This window comes from Pseudomonas sp. IT-347P (genome assembly GCF_949768005.1).
Classification (GTDB): domain Bacteria; phylum Pseudomonadota; class Gammaproteobacteria; order Pseudomonadales; family Pseudomonadaceae; genus Aquipseudomonas.
The window spans coordinates 730,322-750,521 of sequence record NZ_CATKPQ010000033.1; the positions used below are offsets into that span (position 1 = coordinate 730,322).

20 protein-coding genes are annotated in these 20,200 nt (G+C 58.4%); 10 read left to right on the forward strand and 10 right to left on the reverse strand.

Going from position 1 to position 20,200, the window contains the following annotated elements:
• The first annotated feature begins 32 nt into the window (after window positions 1-32).
• Window positions 33-1,514: an anthranilate synthase component I gene (trpE, locus tag ACM6IV_RS16105; protein ID WP_414870738.1), complete on the forward strand. Its 1,482-nt coding sequence runs from the start codon at window positions 33-35 to the stop codon at window positions 1,512-1,514.
• A 171-nt stretch (window positions 1,515-1,685) separates the two neighbouring features.
• Here trpE and estP read toward each other — a convergent pair whose 3' ends face one another.
• Complete coding sequence (estP, locus tag ACM6IV_RS16110; RefSeq protein WP_414870739.1) at window positions 1,686-3,593, reverse strand: esterase EstP; 1,908 nt, start codon at window positions 3,591-3,593, stop codon at window positions 1,686-1,688.
• A gap of 408 nt (window positions 3,594-4,001) precedes the next feature.
• Between estP and ACM6IV_RS16115 the strand changes: the two genes are divergently transcribed.
• From ACM6IV_RS16115 to ACM6IV_RS16130, 4 genes are all read left to right on the forward strand, one after another.
• Window positions 4,002-4,595: an aminodeoxychorismate/anthranilate synthase component II gene (locus tag ACM6IV_RS16115; RefSeq protein WP_414870740.1), complete on the forward strand. Its 594-nt coding sequence runs from the start codon at window positions 4,002-4,004 to the stop codon at window positions 4,593-4,595.
• A 9-nt stretch (window positions 4,596-4,604) separates the two neighbouring features.
• Window positions 4,605-5,654, forward strand: a complete 1,050-nt coding sequence (gene trpD / locus ACM6IV_RS16120) for an anthranilate phosphoribosyltransferase (RefSeq protein WP_414870741.1) — start codon at window positions 4,605-4,607, stop codon at window positions 5,652-5,654.
• Window positions 5,651-6,487, forward strand: a complete 837-nt coding sequence (gene trpC / locus ACM6IV_RS16125) for an indole-3-glycerol phosphate synthase TrpC (protein ID WP_414870742.1) — start codon at window positions 5,651-5,653, stop codon at window positions 6,485-6,487. Before trpD ends, trpC begins: the two co-directional genes overlap by 4 nt.
• Before the next feature lie 135 nt (window positions 6,488-6,622).
• Window positions 6,623-7,330, forward strand: coding sequence for a biotin/lipoate A/B protein ligase family protein (locus tag ACM6IV_RS16130; RefSeq protein ID WP_414870743.1), 708 nt, complete (start codon window positions 6,623-6,625; stop codon window positions 7,328-7,330).
• Between the two features lie 8 nt (window positions 7,331-7,338).
• Here ACM6IV_RS16130 and crp read toward each other — a convergent pair whose 3' ends face one another.
• Entirely contained in the window at window positions 7,339-7,983 is a 645-nt protein-coding gene (gene crp / locus ACM6IV_RS16135; protein WP_095122650.1) for a cAMP-activated global transcriptional regulator CRP, read from the reverse strand.
• A gap of 237 nt (window positions 7,984-8,220) precedes the next feature.
• Here crp and ACM6IV_RS16140 point away from each other — a divergent pair, with 237 nt between their 5' ends.
• On the forward strand, window positions 8,221-8,643 hold the full coding sequence (locus ACM6IV_RS16140; protein ID WP_016772921.1) for an OsmC family protein: 423 nt from the start codon (window positions 8,221-8,223) through the stop codon (window positions 8,641-8,643).
• Window positions 8,644-8,880: 237 nt separating this feature from the next.
• On the forward strand, window positions 8,881-9,675 hold the full coding sequence (gene speD, locus ACM6IV_RS16145; RefSeq protein WP_414870744.1) for an adenosylmethionine decarboxylase: 795 nt from the start codon (window positions 8,881-8,883) through the stop codon (window positions 9,673-9,675).
• A 118-nt stretch (window positions 9,676-9,793) separates the two neighbouring features.
• Here the strand turns inward: speD and coq7 are convergent, their stop codons facing one another.
• From coq7 to hemJ, 6 genes are all read right to left on the reverse strand, one after another.
• Entirely contained in the window at window positions 9,794-10,441 is a 648-nt protein-coding gene (gene coq7 / locus ACM6IV_RS16150; protein WP_414870745.1) for a 2-polyprenyl-3-methyl-6-methoxy-1,4-benzoquinone monooxygenase, read from the reverse strand.
• A gap of 197 nt (window positions 10,442-10,638) precedes the next feature.
• The gene (locus tag ACM6IV_RS16155; RefSeq protein ID WP_003228789.1) at window positions 10,639-10,977 is read right to left on the reverse strand and encodes a histidine triad nucleotide-binding protein; all 339 of its coding nucleotides are present in this window, start codon (window positions 10,975-10,977) and stop codon (window positions 10,639-10,641) included.
• 81 nt (window positions 10,978-11,058) lie between these two features.
• A complete protein-coding gene (locus ACM6IV_RS16160; protein WP_414870746.1) occupies window positions 11,059-11,847 on the reverse strand; it encodes an SDR family NAD(P)-dependent oxidoreductase in 789 nt (262 codons plus the stop codon).
• A 61-nt stretch (window positions 11,848-11,908) separates the two neighbouring features.
• Entirely contained in the window at window positions 11,909-12,859 is a 951-nt protein-coding gene (locus ACM6IV_RS16165) for a DUF805 domain-containing protein (RefSeq protein ID WP_414870747.1), read from the reverse strand.
• A gap of 78 nt (window positions 12,860-12,937) precedes the next feature.
• Window positions 12,938-13,906: an NAD(P)H-dependent flavin oxidoreductase gene (locus tag ACM6IV_RS16170; RefSeq protein ID WP_414870748.1), complete on the reverse strand. Its 969-nt coding sequence runs from the start codon at window positions 13,904-13,906 to the stop codon at window positions 12,938-12,940.
• Between the two features lie 33 nt (window positions 13,907-13,939).
• Window positions 13,940-14,368 (reverse strand): protoporphyrinogen oxidase HemJ, encoded by a 429-nt coding sequence (hemJ, locus tag ACM6IV_RS16175; protein WP_414870749.1) that lies wholly within the window; start codon window positions 14,366-14,368, stop codon window positions 13,940-13,942.
• A 133-nt stretch (window positions 14,369-14,501) separates the two neighbouring features.
• Between hemJ and argC the strand changes: the two genes are divergently transcribed.
• Window positions 14,502-15,536, forward strand: coding sequence for an N-acetyl-gamma-glutamyl-phosphate reductase (gene argC / locus ACM6IV_RS16180; RefSeq protein WP_034155112.1), 1,035 nt, complete (start codon window positions 14,502-14,504; stop codon window positions 15,534-15,536).
• Between the two features lie 168 nt (window positions 15,537-15,704).
• Window positions 15,705-16,055, forward strand: a complete 351-nt coding sequence (gene erpA / locus ACM6IV_RS16185; RefSeq protein WP_008077999.1) for an iron-sulfur cluster insertion protein ErpA — start codon at window positions 15,705-15,707, stop codon at window positions 16,053-16,055.
• Window positions 16,056-16,126: 71 nt separating this feature from the next.
• Here erpA and ACM6IV_RS16190 read toward each other — a convergent pair whose 3' ends face one another.
• Entirely contained in the window at window positions 16,127-17,218 is a 1,092-nt protein-coding gene (locus ACM6IV_RS16190) for an anhydro-N-acetylmuramic acid kinase (RefSeq protein ID WP_414870750.1), read from the reverse strand.
• 3 nt (window positions 17,219-17,221) lie between these two features.
• Window positions 17,222-18,646 (reverse strand): peptidoglycan DD-metalloendopeptidase family protein, encoded by a 1,425-nt coding sequence (locus ACM6IV_RS16195; RefSeq protein ID WP_414870751.1) that lies wholly within the window; start codon window positions 18,644-18,646, stop codon window positions 17,222-17,224.
• Between the two features lie 212 nt (window positions 18,647-18,858).
• On the opposite strand from ACM6IV_RS16195, the gene tyrS reads away from it, so the two are divergent.
• Window positions 18,859-20,058, forward strand: coding sequence for a tyrosine--tRNA ligase (gene tyrS, locus ACM6IV_RS16200; RefSeq protein WP_414870752.1), 1,200 nt, complete (start codon window positions 18,859-18,861; stop codon window positions 20,056-20,058).
• Window positions 20,059-20,200: the final 142 nt, after the last annotated feature.

Consider the following 20,200-nt stretch of genomic DNA (forward strand, 5'->3'; position numbering starts at 1 on the left):
ACTGATTTGCACCTCACACCACGAGGCACCTTATGATCCGCGAAGAATTCCTGCGCTTGGCCGCTGACGGCTACAACCGCATCCCGTTGGCCTGCGAAACCCTGGCCGACTTCGACACGCCGCTGTCGATCTACCTGAAACTGGCCGACCAGCCCAACTCCTACCTGCTCGAGTCGGTGCAGGGTGGCGAGAAATGGGGCCGTTACTCGATCATCGGTCTGCCATGCCGCACCGTGCTGCGGGTTCACGATCATCACGTGAGCATCACCGTTGATGGTATCGAGACTGAAAGCCACGACGTTGAAGACCCGCTGGCGTTCGTCGAAACCTTCAAGGCGCGCTACAACGTGCCGACCATCGCCGGTCTGCCGCGCTTTAACGGCGGTCTGGTCGGTTACTTCGGTTACGACTGCGTGCGCTATGTCGAGAAGCGTCTGGGCAAGTGCCCGAACCCGGATCCGCTGGGTGTGCCGGACATTCTGCTGATGGTCTCCGACGCCGTCGTGGTGTTCGACAACCTCGCCGGCAAAATGCACGCGATCGTACTGGCCGACCCTGCGCAGGCCGATGCCTTCGAGCAAGGTCAGGCGCAACTGCAGGCGTTGCTGGAAAAACTGCGTCAGCCGATTACGCCGCGCCGTGGCCTGGACTTCAGCAAGCAGCAATCAGCTGATCCAGTGTTCCGCTCCAGTTTCACCCAGGACGATTACGAAAAAGCCGTCGACACCATCAAGGAATACATCCTGGCCGGAGACTGCATGCAGGTCGTGCCGTCGCAGCGCATGTCGATCGACTTCAAGGCTGCACCGATCGATCTGTACCGCGCGCTGCGTTGCTTCAACCCGACGCCGTACATGTACTTCTTCAACTTCGGCGATTTCCACGTCGTCGGCAGTTCGCCGGAAGTGCTGGTGCGCGTTGAAGACAACCTGATTACCGTGCGTCCGATCGCCGGCACGCGACCGCGTGGCGCCACCGAAGAAGCCGATGTGGCGCTGGAAGAAGACCTGCTGTCGGACGACAAGGAGATCGCCGAGCATTTGATGCTGATCGATCTCGGTCGTAACGATACCGGGCGCGTCTCGGAAATTGGCTCGGTGAAACTCACCGAGAAAATGGTCATCGAGCGTTATTCCAACGTGATGCACATCGTCTCCAACGTGACCGGCCAGTTGAAAGCCGGGTTGACGGCGATGGACGCGCTGCGGGCGATTCTGCCGGCCGGCACCTTGTCGGGCGCGCCGAAGATTCGCGCGATGGAAATCATCGATGAACTCGAACCGGTCAAACGTGGTGTGTACGGCGGCGCGGTCGGTTATTTCGCCTGGAACGGCAACATGGACACCGCGATTGCGATTCGCACGGCGGTGATCAAGAACGGCGAACTGCACGTGCAGGCCGGTGGCGGCATCGTCGCCGACTCGGTGCCGGCCCTGGAATGGGAAGAAACCCTGAACAAACGCCGCGCGATGTTCCGCGCTGTGGCCCTGGCCGAGCAAACCCCGGAAGCCTGAGCCAACACAAACCCCCTGTGGGAGCGGGCTTGCTCGCGAAAGCGGTGGATCAGTCGACTTTTACATCAACTGACTGAATGCATTCGCGAGCAAGCCCGCTCCCACATTTGCTTTGTGTATTGCCATAAATAGCGGCGCCTTTAAGGGCACCGCTTTTTTTGCATCTGTAAGTCAGAAATCCAGCACAATCCCGACATTCAGTCCCTGCTGCTTGAAGTCATCATCCTTGCGCAACGTATAACCCCCGCGCAACGCCAGATCAGCCGTGAGCTTGTGGCTGACGCCCAGACTCAAGCGGTTCAAATGACTCTGCGGTGTGTAACCCTCAAGTTTGAAGTCATTGGCCGGCAAGGTATTGAGCGCAATGTTGACCTTCTGCACATCATCCTCGTACTCCCGCTCGTGAGCGTACTCACCAAAAACCTGGGTCTGCGGGGTGATGTTGTACTTGCCCTGCAAACCAAGGCCCAGACGTTTCGAGTCACGAGTCTGATCATCGAAGGTCAGCGCTGTGGCGCGGTTGCTCTTCTCCGAGTAGCCGTCGACATCGACGCTGGCGTAATCGGCGCTGACAAATGGTGACAGGTGCCACTCGCTGCCCGGCTGGGCAATGTCATATCCGACTCGAGCGCTGAACGCCCAGAGGCTGCCGTCAGTGTCGCCTTTCTCCGCACCCTCGCTGGCACCCAGATCAAACTTGCGCTTGAGGTTGTCGTAGTCGAGTTTGCCACCGGTCAATGCGGCGTCAGCCCACCAGCGGTTTTGCTGGTACTGGGCAAATGCCGTGGCCATGTAGCTGTTGAGTTTGTAGTCGGAATCGTTATGCCCGGCCTCCAGGTTCTGCCGGTAGAAACCGCCTGCCACGCCGACGCGCCAGGCGTCGTTCAAGCGGTAGCTGCCGCCGACGTTGAGGTTGTAACCGCTGCCATCGGCACTGGCGCCGCTGCTTTGACTGTCGACATCCAGATGCTGACCGCCCGCCGAAACAATGGCGCGCCATTGACCCACCGCTTGCCAGTTCTCCCAGTCCGCCTGCCATTGGTTGCGCAGTTCATCCTGATGCGCGCGCACGGTGGCGTGGGCCATTTCCGGTAGCAACGTCAGCTCCCATGGCGCGGCGAGCAGTGAATAGGCGTAATCGGAGATCAGTTTTTGCCCGGCTTCTGTCGGGTGCACGCCGTCGTTATAGATCAGCTTGGTCGGATCGGGTGTCGCGCTGTTGATCCCGTAACGGGCGTTCTCGGTGCAGCCGCTGCCACTGAAGCAGGTCGCGGTGAGGTTCTGATCGGTCGCGAGGCCAAAGCGCCCGGGATCGGCAAACACTTCCGACAGCAGCACCGGAATGTTCAGCGGAATGATTTCGGCGTTGATCCCTTGCAGGCGTGTGACCAACTGACTGTTGAACTGCGTGGCGAGCTGGCTGCTGAAGGCTTGCAGCGGTGTACCGTTGATGGCGGGCGTCAGGCCAACATCAGGCAACAGCCAGACCATCACGTACTTGGCGCCGGCGGTTTGCAGGGTCTGCACGCTGTCGGCCAGACGATCGGCGGCAGCGTTGGCTTGCGGCAGGCTGAGAATACGACCTTGCAGGAAGTCGTTACCGCCCCCGGAAATGTAATACAGCGCATTCGGGTCAGCACGGAAACCGTTGGAGGGCAGGTAACCGGCGCGGGTGCGTTCACCGGTGGCGGATTGAGTCGTGATCGAGTCGAGAATCTGGTCGGTGCGATAACCGCCGACCGCCCAGTTGTTGCCATCCGCTTGGCCATTATCGGCGCGCACGGCGGAGCTCGAAGAGGCTGTTTGATCCGGTGTGAATCCGAGCCGTCCACCCAGCAGCTGTGTGGAGTTCAGCGAGCGCAGTTCACCGCTGCCATCCAGATACACCGGCCCCGTCCGGTTGGTGTAGCGCTGAGTGGCGCCGGCCGGGCCGCCAGTGTCGGTGAAGGTCCCGGCATCATTCAGGCTGTCGCCGAAAACAATGAAATTCGAATAAGGATTGGGTGCAGCATTCGCCTGGGCGCAGGCCAGTGCGAGCAGGCAGCCAGCCAGCGGTACAAACAACGTCTGTTTGATCATGAGCAAGTCCGTTTATTTATTGTTGTAGGTGAACGAAACGACAGTACCAAAAACTCCCGGCGTTTTGCCATCGGTCGCGAATCCTTCCCCGGTTTTATCTCCCGCAGCCCCGGCCATATTGCACGCTCCGCCCAGCTAAGTTACTGTGCCGGAACGTATGAACGAGACCTTCCCCGTGTTGATCACCAGCAAACTTCTGGATCAAGTCATCAAGGCACACGCCCGCTGGCGTTGGCGCGCCTGAATCTTCTTTGCCGGCTCTGCCGGATCTGTATCGCTTTGCCTTCCTTGCCTGTTTGAAATGCCGCTGTGCCGACGCATCTACCTGCGTCCGACATCGTGCAGCGCCCTGCGGGCAAGTGATCTGAAGGCTGTTTTCAAATCAGAATTCAAGAGGTTCGACACGCCATGTTGCTGATGATCGACAACTACGACTCCTTTACTTACAACGTTGTGCAATACCTCGGCGAGCTGGGTGCCGACGTCAAAGTCGTGCGCAACGACGAACTGACCATCGGCGAAATCGAAGCACTCAAGCCTGAACGCATCGTGGTATCGCCAGGCCCTTGCACGCCGACCGAAGCTGGCATCTCCATCGAAGCCATCAAACACTTCGCCGGCAAGCTGCCGATCCTCGGCGTCTGCCTCGGCCACCAGTCCATCGGCCAGGCTTTCGGCGGCGATGTAGTGCGCGCGCGTCAAGTGATGCACGGTAAGACTAGTCCGGTATTCCACGAGGACAAGGGCGTCTTTGCCGGTCTCAATCATCCGCTGACCGTCACCCGTTACCACTCGTTGATCGTCAAGCACGCGACATTGCCCGATTGCCTGGAGCTGACCGCGTGGACACAACACGATGACGGTTCGGTCGATGAAATCATGGGCCTGCGGCACAAGACCCTCAACATCGAGGGCGTACAGTTCCACCCCGAGTCGATTCTGACCGAGCAGGGGCATGAACTGTTTGCCAACTTCCTCAAACAAACCGGCGGCACGCGCTAAGGACTTCCCATGAATATCAAGACAGCCCTGAGCCGTATCGTCGATCACCTCGACCTCAGCACCGATGAGATGCGCGATGTCATGCGCGAAATCATGACCGGTCAGTGCACCGAAGCGCAGATCGGCGCGTTCATGATGGCCATGCGCATGAAGAGCGAGAGCATCGACGAAATCGTCGGCGCCGTGTCGGTGATGCGTGAGCTGGCCGACCAGGTTGAACTCAAGACCCTCGACGGCGTGGTCGATGTGGTCGGCACCGGCGGTGACGGCGCGAATATCTTCAACGTCTCGACCGCGTCTTCCTTTGTTGTCGCAGCGGCTGGCTGCACCGTGGCCAAGCACGGCAACCGCGCGGTGTCCGGCAAGAGCGGCAGCGCTGACTTGCTCGAAGCTGCCGGCATCTATCTGAACCTGACGCCGGTGCAGGTTGCGCGTTGCATCGACAACGTCGGCATCGGTTTCATGTTCGCCCAGACCCATCACAAAGCCATGAAGTACGCCGCCGGCCCGCGCCGCGATCTCGGCCTGCGTACGCTGTTCAACATGCTCGGCCCGCTTACGAATCCGGCCGGTGTGAAACATCAGGTGGTGGGCGTGTTCACTCAGGCATTGTGCCGGCCATTGGCCGAAGTCTTGCAGCGCCTGGGCAGCAAGCACGTGCTGGTGGTGCATTCGAAGGACGGCCTGGATGAGTTCAGCCTCGCTGCACCGACCTATGTCGCCGAGCTGAAAAACAACGAAATCACTGAATATTGGGTCGAGCCGGAAGATCTCGGCATGAAAAGCCAGAGCCTGCACGGTTTGTCGGTCGAAGGCCCGGAAGCATCGCTGGCATTGATCCGCGACGCACTTGGCAAGCGCAAGACCGAGAACGGTCAGAAAGCCGCTGAAATGATTGTGCTCAATGCCGGTGCGGCGCTGTATGCCGCTGACCTGGCCAGCAGTTTGAAACAGGGCGTCGAGCTTGCGCACGACGCGCTGCACACCGGCCTCGCTCGGGAGAAACTCGAGGAGTTGGGTGCCTTTACCGCGGTATTCAAAGTGGAGAATGAAGGATGAGTGTACCGACGGTTCTGGAAAACATTCTGGCCCGCAAGGTTCAGGAAGTCGCCGAGCGTAGCGCCCGTGTGAGCCTGAGCGAGCTGGAAAGTCTGGCCAAGGCGGCCGATGCACCCCGTGGTTTTGCCCAGGCATTGCTGGCGCAAGCCAAGAAAAAACAGCCTGCGGTGATTGCCGAAATCAAAAAGGCCTCGCCGAGCAAAGGCGTGATTCGCGAGAACTTTGTTCCGGCCGACATCGCCAAAAGCTACGAGAAGGGCGGGGCAACCTGTCTGTCCGTGCTGACCGACATCGACTATTTCCAGGGCGCCGATGCCTACCTGCAGCAGGCCCGCGCCGCGTGCAAACTGCCGGTGATCCGCAAGGACTTCATGATCGATCCTTACCAGATCGTAGAAGCCCGCGCGCTGGGGGCTGACTGCGTGCTGCTGATCGTCTCCGCACTGGATGACGTGAAAATGGCCGAACTGGCCTCGGTCGCCAAAAGCGTCGGCCTCGACGTGCTGGTCGAAGTGCACGACGGCGATGAGCTGGAGCGCGCGCTGAACACCCTCGACACGCCGCTGGTCGGGGTCAACAACCGCAACCTGCACACGTTTGACGTCAGCCTCGAAACCACCCTTGATCTGCTGCCGCGCATTCCGCGCGATCGTCTGGTGATCACCGAGAGTGGCATCCTCAATCGTGCTGATGTCGAACTGATGGAAATCAGCGACGTGTACTCGTTCCTGGTCGGTGAAGCGTTCATGCGCGCCGAGAACCCGGGTACTGAACTGCAGCGCCTGTTCTTCCCGGAACGTGGCACGTCCATCAGCGGTTCGACCCTCGACTGATTCGCTCCAGACCGAGTCGACTCATTCGCGAGCAAGCCCGCTCCCACATTGGAATGCATTTCTCCTGTGGGAGCGAGCTTGCTCGCGAAGAGGCCCTAAAATCCGCTAAAGATGTTCACTCTGTCGGAGCCCTCCATGTCGCTGCCAACCCCCCTGACCATCGAAGCCGGCCTGCAAGCCGAACAGGATTTGCTGGCCTCGGTCTGCGCTGGCGACTCAGAATTCGGCCTGCTGTTCTGGCAACCCAGCGATCGCGCCCTGGTCATGCCGCGCCGCCTCAATCGCCTGCCCGGATTTGATCACGCCTGCGAAGTCTCTGCCGCTGCCGGTTGGCCAGTCCTGCTGCGCGAAACCGGCGGCGAACCCGTCCCGCAATCTGCCGCGACAATCAATATCGCCCTGGTCTACGCACCACCCCGCAGCGAAAGTGATTTGAACCGCATAGAAACCGGCTACCACCGTCTCTGCGATCCGGTCTGTCAGTTGCTGGACGAGTTGGGCGGCACCTCATCGTTGGGCGAAATCGATGGCGCATTCTGCGACGGTCGCTTCAACGTCAATCTCGATGGTCGCAAAATGGTCGGCACGGCCCAGCGCTGGCGCCAGAGCCAGAGCCAGAGCGGACAGCGTCCGGTCGGCCTGGTGCACGGTGCGCTGCTGATGGATAACGAACGCGAATCGATGGTTGCAGCGGTCAATCGCTTCAACGAAGCCTGTGGCCTGGAGCAGCGGGTGCGGGCTGAGAGCCACATCGCCCTGCACGAGAAATTTCAGGCGCCACAGGCCTTGGTGCGTCTCGATGAGCTGTTTCGTCTGATGCTGGCGCAGATCTACAGCGCCTGATTTCGGGCTTAACGCGTACCGAAGACCACCATGGTCTTGCCTTTCACATCGACCAGGTTGCGCTCCTCAAGATCCTTGAGCACCCGACCGACCATCTCCCGCGAACAGCCAACAATCCGGCCGATTTCCTGACGGGTCACCTTGATCTGCATGCCGTCCGGGTGGGTCATCGCGTCCGGTTGCTTGCACAGTTCCAGCAGGCAGCGCGCCACCCGGCCGGTCACGTCGAAGAACGCCAGATCACCGACCTTGCGCGTGGTGTTGCGCAGGCGTTGTGCGATTTGTCCGCTGAGCACGTAAAGAATGTCTGGATCCTGTTGCGATAATTCGCGGAACTTGGCGTAGCTGATTTCCGCTGTTTCGCACTCGACCTTGGCCCGCACCCAGGCACTGCGTTGCTGCTCCTGACCTGCTTGCTCGAACAGGCCCAGTTCGCCAAAGAAATCCCCGGCGTTGAGGTAGGCGATGATCATCTCGCGACCGTCGTCATCTTCGATCAGGATTGTCACCGAGCCCTTGATGATGAAGTACAGCGTGTCCGAGCGATCGCCCGCACAGATGATGTTGCTCTTGGCCGCATGGCGACGGCGCTGGCAATGCATCAACAGCTTGTCGAGGTTCTTGATTTTGGGTGTGGGGGTAATAGCAACCATGGTTGTATCCCGAAAAGACTGCACGGTGATGTTTGATTTTTTTATGAGGCGCTGAAGGCGGTCGCTACGCAGCTGACGTGGGCGCCAGCGAATTGGCGCCAGCTTAACAGACACTTCGTCGCAAATTCGAGAAATTACCTACAGCGCGCGGGCATCCTGTCCTAGGAACGTAGCTCGCTGTCCGGGCCAAGCCCTGTGCTAAGCTGGCGACCCTTTTTTTACAGTGGAGTCTGGGCGATGAAGGCACGCATCCAATGGGCTGGCGAAGCCATGTTCCTCGGCGAATCCGGTAGCGGTCATGTCGTGGTGATGGACGGCCCGCCGGACGCCGGTGGTCGTAATCTGGGTGTTCGTCCGATGGAAATGCTTCTGCTGGGTGTCGGCGGTTGCAGCAACTTCGACGTGGTCAGCATCCTGAAGAAATCCCGCCAGGCCGTTGAGAGCTGCGAAGCCTTCCTCGACGCCGAGCGCGCGACCGAAGATCCGAAGGTGTTCACCAAGATTCACATGCATTTTGTGGTCAAGGGCCGTGGTCTGAAGGAAGCACAGGTCAAGCGTGCCATCGAATTGTCTGCCGAGAAGTATTGCTCCGCCTCGATCATGCTTGGCGCGGCTGGCGTGGCGATCACCCACGACTATGAAATCGTCGAACTCGGTTGAACCGACATTCAACTATCATAAATGCAGTGCAGACTCTGGCGATCCCTCGCTGACGTCTGCATAATGCGCCACTTTTTTCAGGGCAGTGATCGGTCAGCCGACGGATCAGCCGCCTGAACAGATAACCAAAATCGCCATCGCGAAGAGGTGTTAACCGTCCTACGCAGGTGCGTTGTTCGCACTTGACGGGCATGCTTGATCACGCGGCCGGGCCGCATACATAGAGAGTTTTTAACGGTGAAAAGCAAACTCAAGCTCCACGGGTTCAATAACCTGACAAAGACCTTGAGCTTCAACATCTATGACATCTGCTACGCGGAAACCCCGCAAGACCAGCAGGCTTACGTCGAGTACATCAATCAAGAGTACAACGCGAAACGCCTGACGCAGATTCTCACAGAGGTTGTCGAGATCATTGGTGCCAACATCCTGAATATTGCCAGTCAGGACTATGAACCTCAGGGCGCCAGCGTCACGATTCTGATTTCTGAAGAGCCGGTAACCCCGACTGAAAGCCAGATCGAAGAATCGCCGGGCCCGTTGCCCGAAATTATCCTGGCCCACCTCGACAAGAGTCATATCACGGTGCACACCTATCCGGAAATTCATCCGGACGATGGTATTGCCACCTTCCGTGTGGACATCGACGTGTCGACGTGTGGTGTCATTTCACCGCTCAAAGCCCTCAATTTCCTCATTCACCAGTTCGATTCGGACATTGTGACCGTGGATTATCGTGTGCGCGGCTTCACCCGTGACGTTGAAGGCAACAAGCACTTCATCGACCACGAGATCAACTCGATCCAGAACTACCTCTCCGAAGACACCCGCGACGCGTACCAGATGACCGACGTGAACGTGTACCAGGAAAACCTGTTCCACACCAAAATGCTGCTGAAGAACTTCGAACTGGACAACTACCTGTTCGGCGACGCCACCAGCAACCTGTCCTCCGAGCAACGCGCTCAGGTGACCGACCGGGTGAAACACGAAATGCTCGAAATCTTCTACGCGCGCAACATGCCGAGCTAAGATTTCCGGGCACAAAAAAGGCGACTACTTTGCGGTAGTCGCCTTTTTTATGGCTGGAACACAGAGCCCTGCAGGAGCGAGCCTGTTCGCGATGAGGCCCTTGGCACCCACACAGACCTCAGATCCGATAGGTACTCTTGGTCATCACCTTGGCCAAAATACTCATCCCGAACTTCACCGGCGCCGGAAAACGAAAACCTCCAGCCTCCAGCGCACTCTCCGCATGATGTTCTTCGTCAATGCGCATCTGCTCCAGAATCGCCCGGGACTTCTCGTCCTCGGCGGGCAACTGTTCCAGGTGCTCGTTCAGATGCTTGCAAACCTGGTGTTCGGTTGCCGCGACGAAACCGAGACTGACCTTGTCGCTGATCAATCCGGCGACTGCGCCGATCCCGAACGACATGCCGTAGAACAGTGGATTCAAAACGCTGGTGTGACTGCCCAACTGATGAATGCGTTGTTCGCACCAGACCAGATGATCAATCTCTTCTTCGGCGGCGTGCTCCATGGCCTCGCGCACCTGAGGCAGCTTGGCGGTCAATGCCTGCCCTTGATACAACGCCTGGGCGCAGACCTCACCGGTATGGTTGATGCGCATCAGGCCGGCGACGTGGCGGGTGTCTTCGTCGCTCAGTTGCGTTTCCGGCTGCAAAATCGCCGGCGATGGGCGGTATGGCTGGCCACTGAAGGGCAGCAGCGTGCGCATCGCGGCATCGGCTTGCAGCAGAAGACGGTCAATTGGCGAGTAGTGACGTTGGGTAGTCATGCTGACCTCCGGGAAGAATCTCGGCGGCCAGTTTAACCGAATCGGCCGGGGAAGGTTTGCGCTGGGTCATTGGCCGCGCGGTCGTGCTTTTTTGTGGGAACGAGCCTGCTCGCGAAAGCTTACTGTCAGACACTGATGTGTTGAATGTACTGAAGCCTTCGCGAGCAGGCTCGCTCCCACAGGGGATGGGGTATGCCTTAGCCCGGTGGCCAGTTCATCTGACGCTGACCAAGTACGTGCATATGAATGTGATAGACGGTCTGCCCACCCTTTTCATTGCAATTCATCACCACCCGAAAACCTTCTTCGCAACCCAGTTCCAGTGCCAGACGCTGCGCAGTGAACAGGATGTGCCCGGCCAGTGCCTTGTCGTCTTCGGTCAGGTCATTGAGGGTGCGCACCGGTTTTTTCGGGATCACCAGAAAATGTACCGGTGCCTGCGGGGCGATGTCGTGGAACGCCAGAACCTGGTCGTCTTCGTAAATGATCTTGGCCGGGATCTCCCGGTTGATGATCTTGGTGAACAGAGTATCCACTGCTGTTTTCTCCGTTGTATGGGCTGGCCTGAGTGTACTCATGGGAAATGAGCCCGCCCAGTGTTTTACCTGTAGGGCATTTCAGCGCGGGCAGTAAGCCTTGTTGACCATGCCGACGATGGTGCGGTTGAGCCAGCGCGAACCCAGTCGCGGCAAAAACGCGAACCAGCGGTTGCGCCGCCCGGGAATGATGATGGCGCGGTTCTTGTCGAGGGCGCGCACGGTGTACAGCGCGACTTCCTCGGGACTCATCAACAAGTTGCTGTCTTTGAGTTTGTCGCTGTTGAGCTGTGCCGTGCGGAAAAATGCCGTACGTGTGGGGCCGGGGCAAAGCACTGAAACCTTTACCGCACTTTGTTTGAGTTCGACCCGCAAGGCTTCGGAGAAGTGCAAAACATACGCTTTGCTGGCGTAGTAAGTGCTCATCCATGGGCCGGGATTGAAAGCGGCCACCGAGGCGACATTCAGAATCTGCCCGCCGCCCTGCAACGCCATGCTGTTGCCGATGGCGTGGCAGAGACGGGTGAGGGCAAGGATGTTCACTTCAATCAGATCCTGTTCGGTCATCCAGTCCTGCGCGAGAAACGGGCCGCAGGTGCCGATGCCGGCACAATTGACCAGCAAGTCGATCTGCCGGTCACCTTCTTCAAGCTCTAACAAAAAACCGGACAGGCGCAACGGCTCACCCAGATCGCAGGCGCGAAACAGCACTTCTACACCAAAGCGTTGGGTCAGTTCGATCGCGATACTTTCCAGCTGATCACGTTGTCGTGCCACCAGAATCAGGCTGCGGCCGCGCCGGGCCAGCGCTTCGGCCAGTGCCAGACCGATACCGCTGGAGGCGCCAGTGATCAGAGCGTAACGGGTCATGCAATTCTCCATCGCAACAGCTCCGCGCCAGCGACGCGGGTGTCACGGCGGGGAGCGCTGTTCATTCTTTCGCAGAGTCTACAGGGGCCTGCGCCGCTTCGGCGGCTTCGTCGGCGGAATCCACAGGTGATACGGCTTCCACTTCGACTTCATCAGTGGACACCGAGCCACTTTCGTAGCTGCTTTCCAGATTGCTTTCGTACTCCTGCTGGATCGCCGAGATCCCACCCAACATGCCACCGACAAAAATCAGCGCGAAGAACACGATCCACAGGGAGCACAGCACTTTCACCGCCGTGCTGTTTGGCGGCGGCGGAGGGCCGTAACGGTTGGCGCCGGTGTTGCCTGGCACAACCATGATGACCAGCGGGAAGAAGCTGCCCACGAACGGCACCAGGTTCAGCAGCCACAACCAACCCGACCAGCCGATGTCGTGCAAACGCTGGACGCTGAACAGGATGCTGACAATCAGGAAGCCGATAAACAGGAAGAAGGCAAAGATCCCGCCAATGATCAGGCCGGTGGTGGAGTCGCCGCTGACCAGCCCCAGAGCCAGCAGAGCGAACACGCCGACGATGGGCAAAGTCACCAGGCTCAGGACCATTGTCCATGCCAGAAAGCGCAGACGGCCGATTCGCCCTTCGACGCTGAACGGCTTGAGTGTGGCGAACGCCGGCAGGTTCTCGCCGACGCTGGCGCGCGGTGGTGCGTAAGGAGAGTCAGGTTCTGCCACGGCCGGAGCATGCTCGTGAACATCGGCCAGGTTCAGCTCGATGCCTGGTTCCGCTTCAATGCGCGCATCGATCCCGGTTTTGCTCAGCGCTTGCAGATAAGTCTGCGCATCGCTGTGGGATAAATCACGTTTGAGAGCAACGGTGCGGCCATTGAACAGGCGCTCGATCGCGGCAACCTCACTCTTGAACAGATCCGCCAGATTCAGTTTGGCGGTGGTGATATCGACACCGGGCTGGAGGGCACCGTCGAAGACGATCTTGTAACGGGGTTCGCTCATGGCCGAGGCATCCTTGTCGCGAATGGATTGAAAGGTCAGCAGTGTAAGGCCAGCCCACCTGGGCTGGCCTGGTTTTTCTTAGCGTGGCCAGCGTTTCGGCAACTGTGCCGCGCGTTCCTGTGCCTGGCGATACTCGGCGTCCAGCCGTGCGATCAATTGATCCACGCTCGGCAGGTCATCGATCTGCCCTACACCTTGCCCGGCCGACCAGACGGTTTTCCAGGCTTTGGCTTCATCGTTGATCGGCTTGAGCTTGTCACCGAAATTCACCTCGCCTTTACCTTGCAGAGCGGCCATATCGAAGCCGGCCGCTGCCAGGCTCTGCCGCATAAAGCTCGCTGGCACGCCCGAGACCGCTGGAGTATGGATGATGTCCGCAGCCTTGGCTGTCAGCAGCATTTCCTTGTAGGCGTCAGGCGCATGACTTTCCGTGGTGCCGATAAATCGCGTACCGAAGTAGGCCAGATCCGCACCGAGCAGCTGTGCGGCGAGAATCTCATGGCCGTGGTTCAGACAGCCTGCAAGCAACAGGGTTTTATCGAAGAACTGGCGGATTTCGGCGGTCAGCGCAAACGGACTCCAGGTCCCGGCATGGCCACCGGCGCCGGCCGCCACGGCGATCAAACCGTCGACACCGGCCTCGGCCGCTTTCTCGGCATGTCGGCGAGTGGTGACGTCATGGAAGACCAGTCCGCCATAGCTGTGTACCGCGTCGACCAGTTCCTTTACCGCACCGAGGCTGGTGATGACGATCGGCACTTTGTGTTCGACGCAGATGTTCAAGTCCGCCTGCAAGCGCGGGTTGCTGTTGTGCACGATCAGGTTCACGGCGTAGGGCGCCGGATTGTCCAGTGTCGCCAGTCCCGCTTCGATCTGTTCCAGCCAGGCTTTGAAACCGCTGCTTTCGCGCTGGTTCAAAGCCGGAAAGCTACCAACCACGCCATTGCGGCAGCACGCGAGCACCAGTTCCGGGTTGGAAATCAGGAACATCGGCGCTGCCACGACAGGCAGGCGCAGACGTTGTTCGAGCAGAGCGGGCAGCGACATTATTAACACCCCAAAGATCTGTACAGGTTGAAGTTAGAACGGCTTGACCACGACCAGAATTACGATAGCCAGCAATATCAGAACCGGCACTTCATTGAACCAGCGATAAAAGACATGGCTGCGGGTGTTCTCGCCACGGGCAAAACGTTTTACCTGCGCACCGCACATGTGGTGGTAGCCGATCAGCAAGACGACCAGGGTCAGTTTGGCGTGAATCCAGCCGCCCATGCTGAAGATGCCCGGGTTCAGGTAAATCAGCCAACCACCGAAAATCAGCGTGGCGATCATCGCCGGTCCCATGATGCCGCGATACAACTTGCGCTCCATGACGCTGAAGCGTTCCTTGCTGATCGTGTCTTCGCTTTGTGCGTGGTAAACGAACAGTCGCGGCAAGTAAAACAGCCCGGCAAACCAGCAAACGACGCTGACAATGTGCAGCGCTTTGATCCATAGATAGAGCATTTTTGGTTATTCCCTCATTCACGGTAGCCGGATAGTAGAGGCTTGAGCGTCCGCACGTCACCTTGACGGTTGTCGCAGGGGCGCTCGGCCCCTATTATCGACGGCTTTCCAGTGGGTTCTTTGAGGGCAGGTTATGGTCAAGGTCGGTATCGTCGGCGGCACGGGTTACACCGGTGTCGAACTGCTGCGTCTGTTGGCGCAGCATCCGCAGGCAGAAGTGGTGGTGATCACTTCCCGATCCGAGGCCGGTCTGGCCGTGGCTGACATGTACCCGAACCTGCGCGGCCACTACGATGGCCTGGCCTTCAGCGTGCCGGACATCAAGACCCTCGGCGCTTGCGACGTAGTGTTCTTCGCCACTCCGCACGGTGTGGCTCACGCATTGGCGGGTGAATTGCTGGCGGCGGGGACCAAGGTCATCGACCTGTCGGCCGATTTCCGTCTGCAAGACGCTGAAGAGTGGGCCAAGTGGTACGGTCAGCCGCACGGCGCGCCTGAACTGTTGGACGAGGCGGTTTACGGTCTGCCGGAAGTCAATCGCGAGCAGATCAAGAAGGCTCGCCTGATCGCGGTGCCGGGTTGCTATCCGACTGCTACGCAACTGGGTTTCCTGCCGCTGCTTGAGGCCGGTCTGGCCGATACTTCGCGTTTGATCGCTGACTGCAAATCCGGCGTCAGCGGTGCCGGTCGCGGTGCGGCGGTCGGCTCGCTGTACTCGGAGACCTCGGAAAGCATGAAGGCCTACGCGGTAAAAGGTCACCGTCACCTGCCGGAAATTCGTCAGGGCCTGCGTCGTGCAGCGGGTAAGGACGTTGGTCTGACCTTCGTTCCACACTTGACCCCGATGATCCGTGGCATCCATTCCACGCTCTACGCGACCGTGGTTGATCGCTCGGTGGATCTGCAGGCGCTGTTTGAAAAGCGTTATGCCAACGAGCCGTTCGTCGACGTGATGCCTGCCGGTAGTCATCCGGAAACCCGTAGCGTGCGCGGTGCTAACGTTTGCCGTATCGCCGTTCACCGTCCGCAAGATGGCGATCTGGTGGTGGTGCTGTCGGTGATTGATAACCTGGTCAAAGGCGCGTCGGGTCAGGCGGTGCAGAACATGAACATCCTGTTCGGACTGGACGAGCGCTTTGGTCTGTCCCACGCCGGTATGCTCCCCTAACACTTCAAGCAGTACAGCAAAAAGGCCCGTTAAACGGGCCTTTTTGCATCCTGAACAGCTCGTCGGGTTTATTGATATACCGTAACAATAGTTGACCGATTTTCTCGGACAAGCGGATAATGCGCGTCATCACGCATTATGGCGGCGTAACGCCGGGAGATAGTCAGCATGAGCGTCGAATCCTTCACCCCCACGGCTTTGCAATTCACCCACGGTGCCGCGCACAAGGTGAAGAGCCTGGTCGATGAAGAGGGGAATGATCGCTTGAAGCTGCGCGTATTCGTTACGGGCGGCGGTTGTTCAGGGTTTCAGTATGGCTTCACCTTCGATGAAGATGTGGCCGAGGACGACACCATCGTCGAGCGCGAAGGCGTGAGTCTGGTGGTGGATCCGATGAGCTTCCAGTACCTGGCCGGTGCTGAGGTGGACTACCAGGAAGGTCTGGAAGGTTCGCGCTTCGTGATCAAGAATCCGAACGCGACCACGACGTGTGGTTGCGGGTCCTCGTTCTCGATCTGATCGCACTGCGTTTCAGATAACAAAACGCCGCAGAGCCTTACGGTTCTGCGGCGTTTTGCTGTGCGTGGTTTTTACGCAGGATAGATGGCGCCGAGTATCCGCAGACCGCGTGCACCGGTGACGCTTGGGCGATTGGCAGCAATGCCTTCGAGGCAGCAATGGGCCAGCCAGGCAAAGGCCATGGCTTCGACCCAGTCCGGATCAACGCCGTGAGTGGCAGTGCTGGCGACTTTGGTGTTCGGCAGCAGCTCGGCCAGACGTTTCATCAGCGTGGCGTTGTGCGCGCCGCCGCCACAGACCAACAGTTCGCGAGTATCGGTTTGAGCGTTTTGCAGAGATTCGATGATGGTCAACGCGGTCAGCTCAAGCAACGTGGCTTGCACGTTTTCGGCAGCAAAGGCTGGCAGGTGCGAGAGATGTTGTTCCAGCCAGGGCAGGTTGAACACTTCGCGGCCGGTACTTTTCGGTCCCTTGGTGACGAAGAATGGATCGCTGAGGAGCGCGTGAAGCAGTCTCGGCTCAACCGAACCTGTTTTTGCCCAGTCGCCATTGCGATCGTAGTTTTCACCGCGCTGCTGCTGAATCCAGGCGTCCATCAGCACATTCCCCGGGCCGCAGTCGAAACCGGCTACAGGTTTGGTCGGTTCAATCAGGCTCAGATTACTGAAACCGCCGACATTCAAGACGGCCTGGTTGCCGGTCCGCTCTTCAAATAACGCTTCGTGGAACGCAGGTACCAGCGGAGCGCCTTGGCCCCCGGCTGCTACATCGCGGCTGCGGAAGTCGCTGACTACGGTAATCCCAGTCAATTCGGTCAGCAGGGCAGGGTTGCCGATCTGCACCGTAAAGCCGCGTGCCGGTTCATGACGAACCGTCTGACCGTGGCTGCCGATTGCGCGTATGTCCTGCGGCTTGAGTTTCTGTTGATCGAGGAGGGTATGTACGCCCTGCGCGGCGAGCGTCACCCAGTGCTGCTGGGCAATCGCCGAACGGGCTATCTCATCAGGGCCGCTGGCGCACAAGCCAAGCAGCTCGGCGCGCAGTGACTCGGGCATGGGAATGTAGTGCGTGGCGATCAATTTGATCGCCGAAATCTGTTCGATCAGGGCAATGTCCAGACCGTCGAGGCTGGTTCCGGACATTACGCCGATATACAGGGCCATGAATTAACGCTTGCTCGAAGCCAGCATGGTGGCCTTCTCTTGATCCATGCGCGCCATCAGTGGTTGGCTCTGGGCGAGGAAGCGAGCGCGTTCGGCTTTGGCAATCGGGTCAGCCATTGGTAGCTTCTGGCCCAGGGGATCGACGTGAACACCGTTGACCTGGAACTCATAGTGCAGGTGCGGGCCGGTGGACAGGCCAGTGGTGCCAATGTAGCCGATAACCTGGCCTTGCTTGACGGTGCCGCCGGTTTTCACGCCTTTGGCGAAGCCCTGCATGTGGCCATACAGCGTGCGGTAGGTGTTGCCGTGCTGGATGATTACGGTATTGCCGTAGCCACCACGACGTCCAGCCAACAGTACTTTGCCGTCACCGGCAGCCTTGATTGGCGTACCGCGTGGTGCAGCGTAATCAACACCTTTATGGGCACGGATCTTGTTGAGGATCGGGTGTTTGCGGCCCATGGAGAACTTCGAGCTGATGCGGGCGAAGTCCACCGGAGTACGGATGAACGCTTTGCGCATGCTGTTGCCGTCAGCGGTGTAGTAACTGCTGTTGCCTTGCTTGTTGGTGTAACGCACGGCGGTGTAGGTCTTGCCGCGGTTGGTGAAGCGGGCGGACAGGATCGGGCCATTGCCAACCGCTTTGCCGTTAACCACTTTCTGCTCGTAAATCACATCGAATTCGTCGCCCTGGCGGATGTCCTGAGCGAAGTCGACGTCGTAGCCAAAGACGCTCGCCATATCCATGGTCAGGCTGTGCGACAGGCCGGCACGGGCCGCGGATTGGGAAAGCGAGCTATTGATGACGCCGTGAACGTAAGCGGTGCGAACACTCGGCTTGGCGGTGACCCGGTTAAAGGCATAACCCTTGTCATTCTTGGTCAGCGTAATGGTTTCGACGTCACTGACCTTGCTGTGCAAGCTGGTCAGTTGACCTTCCGGATTCAATTCGAATTCGAGTTTCTGGCCGTGCTTGAGCTGGCTGAACTGCTTGGCTTGTTTGTCACTGGCCAGAACTTCATGGACAGATGCAGCCGGCAGGCCGACTTTTTCGAACAGGGTCGACAGCGTATCGCCCTTGGCGACCACAACTTCACGGTGCCCGGGGGCTTTCGGCTTTTCAGCAACGGGCGTCGGTGCAGGAGCCGCCTCAGCAGTTTCGGCCGTGTTCTGGTCAGCGTTTTCGATTTGTGCAAATGGCGAGGCGACGGGTTCATTTGTGGCTTGAACCGCGTCAGCAGCGTCTTGATCTTGTGTCAGTTGTTCAGCAGGACTTTCCAGTTCAAGGCTCAGGGTCGTCTTTTTGGCTTCAACATCACTGGAAGGGAATACCAGGAGTGCCAGGCTGAGAAGGGCGGCGATTCCACTTGCGGCGAGCAGGTGGGTCTTCGGGTAAAGCGGCGGCGCTTTAGACGGTTCTGTGGTCATAGGTAATTTTGACTTTGAAAAATGATGAATTGGAAAAGATGAATGACATGATGAAGATGAAATAACTGTATAAAATATAACCAAATCATCTCTGAAGCAAGTCTACAGACATCGTGTCTGTGGATTGGTGTCCGTGCGCCGGGCAAAACTTGTAATTGGTGCGCGATCTTGTATGGTTGGTTCCCTTTGAATCTGAGCCTTGCGGGTCTGTTATGAAGTCGGTTGAAGAGCAGCTAGCGCTGATTAAACGTGGTGCGGAAGAACTGTTGGTCGAGTCCGAGCTGATCGAGAAGCTCAAACGCGGCCAACCGCTGCGTATCAAGGCTGGTTTCGATCCGACCGCTCCGGATCTGCACTTGGGTCACACGGTGCTTATTAATAAGCTGCGCCAGTTCCAGGAGTTGGGGCATCAAGTGATCTTCCTTATAGGTGACTTCACCGGGATGATCGGTGACCCAAGCGGCAAGAGTGCGACTCGTCCACCGCTGACTCGTGAGCAGGTTCTGGAAAACGCCGAGACCTACAAGACTCAGGTGTTCAAGATTCTCGATCCGGCGAAAACAGAAGTTGCGTTCAACTCCACCTGGATGGACAAGATGGGGCCGGCGGACTTTATTCGCCTGACTTCGCAGTACACCGTCGCGCGCATGCTCGAGCGTGATGACTTCGACAAGCGCTACACCACTAATCAGCCAATCGCGATCCACGAGTTCCTCTATCCGTTGGTGCAGGGGTACGACTCGGTTGCACTGCGTGCGGATGTCGAGCTCGGCGGTACCGACCAGAAGTTCAACTTGTTGATGGGGCGTGAGTTGCAGCGTGGATATGGTCAAGAGGCTCAATGCATTCTGACCATGCCGCTGCTCGAAGGCCTGGATGGCGTGAAGAAGATGTCCAAGTCCTTGGGCAACTACGTCGGTATTCAAGAAGCGCCGGGTGTCATGTACAGCAAGCTGGTTTCGATTCCGGATGCATTGATGTGGCGTTACTTCGAGCTGCTCAGCTTCCGTTCGATGGATGAGATCAATGCGTTGCGCGCCGATGTTGAGGCGGGTGCCAATCCGCGCGATGTAAAAATCAAGCTGGCGGAAGAGATCGTTGCGCGCTTCCACGGCGAAGAGGCGGCGGCCAGTGCTCACCGTGCGGCCGGCAATCGTATGAAGGACGGTGAGTTGCCGGACGATCTGCCAGAGATCGAGTTGGCTTCTGCTGAAGATATGCCGATCGCTGCTGTTCTTAATAAAGCAGGGTTGGTGAAGAACTCGGCGGCAGCACGTGATCTGTTGGCGTCTGGTGGTGTGCGCGTTGATGGTGAAGTGGTTGATCGTTCCTTTGTATATGTACTGGGTGCGACTCACGTGTGCCAGGCTGGCAAGAAAGCTTTTGCACGTATCACTCTGAAATCTGAGTGATTGCCGAAAATAAGTGTTGACGGCGAATTTCAGATGTCTATAATTCGCCCCACTTCCGGCGCAGTCGAAACGGAAAACTCCTTGATATTCAATGAGTTGCGTAGGTTTCGATAGCGGATCGCTTCAGTTCATCGAAGCCAAA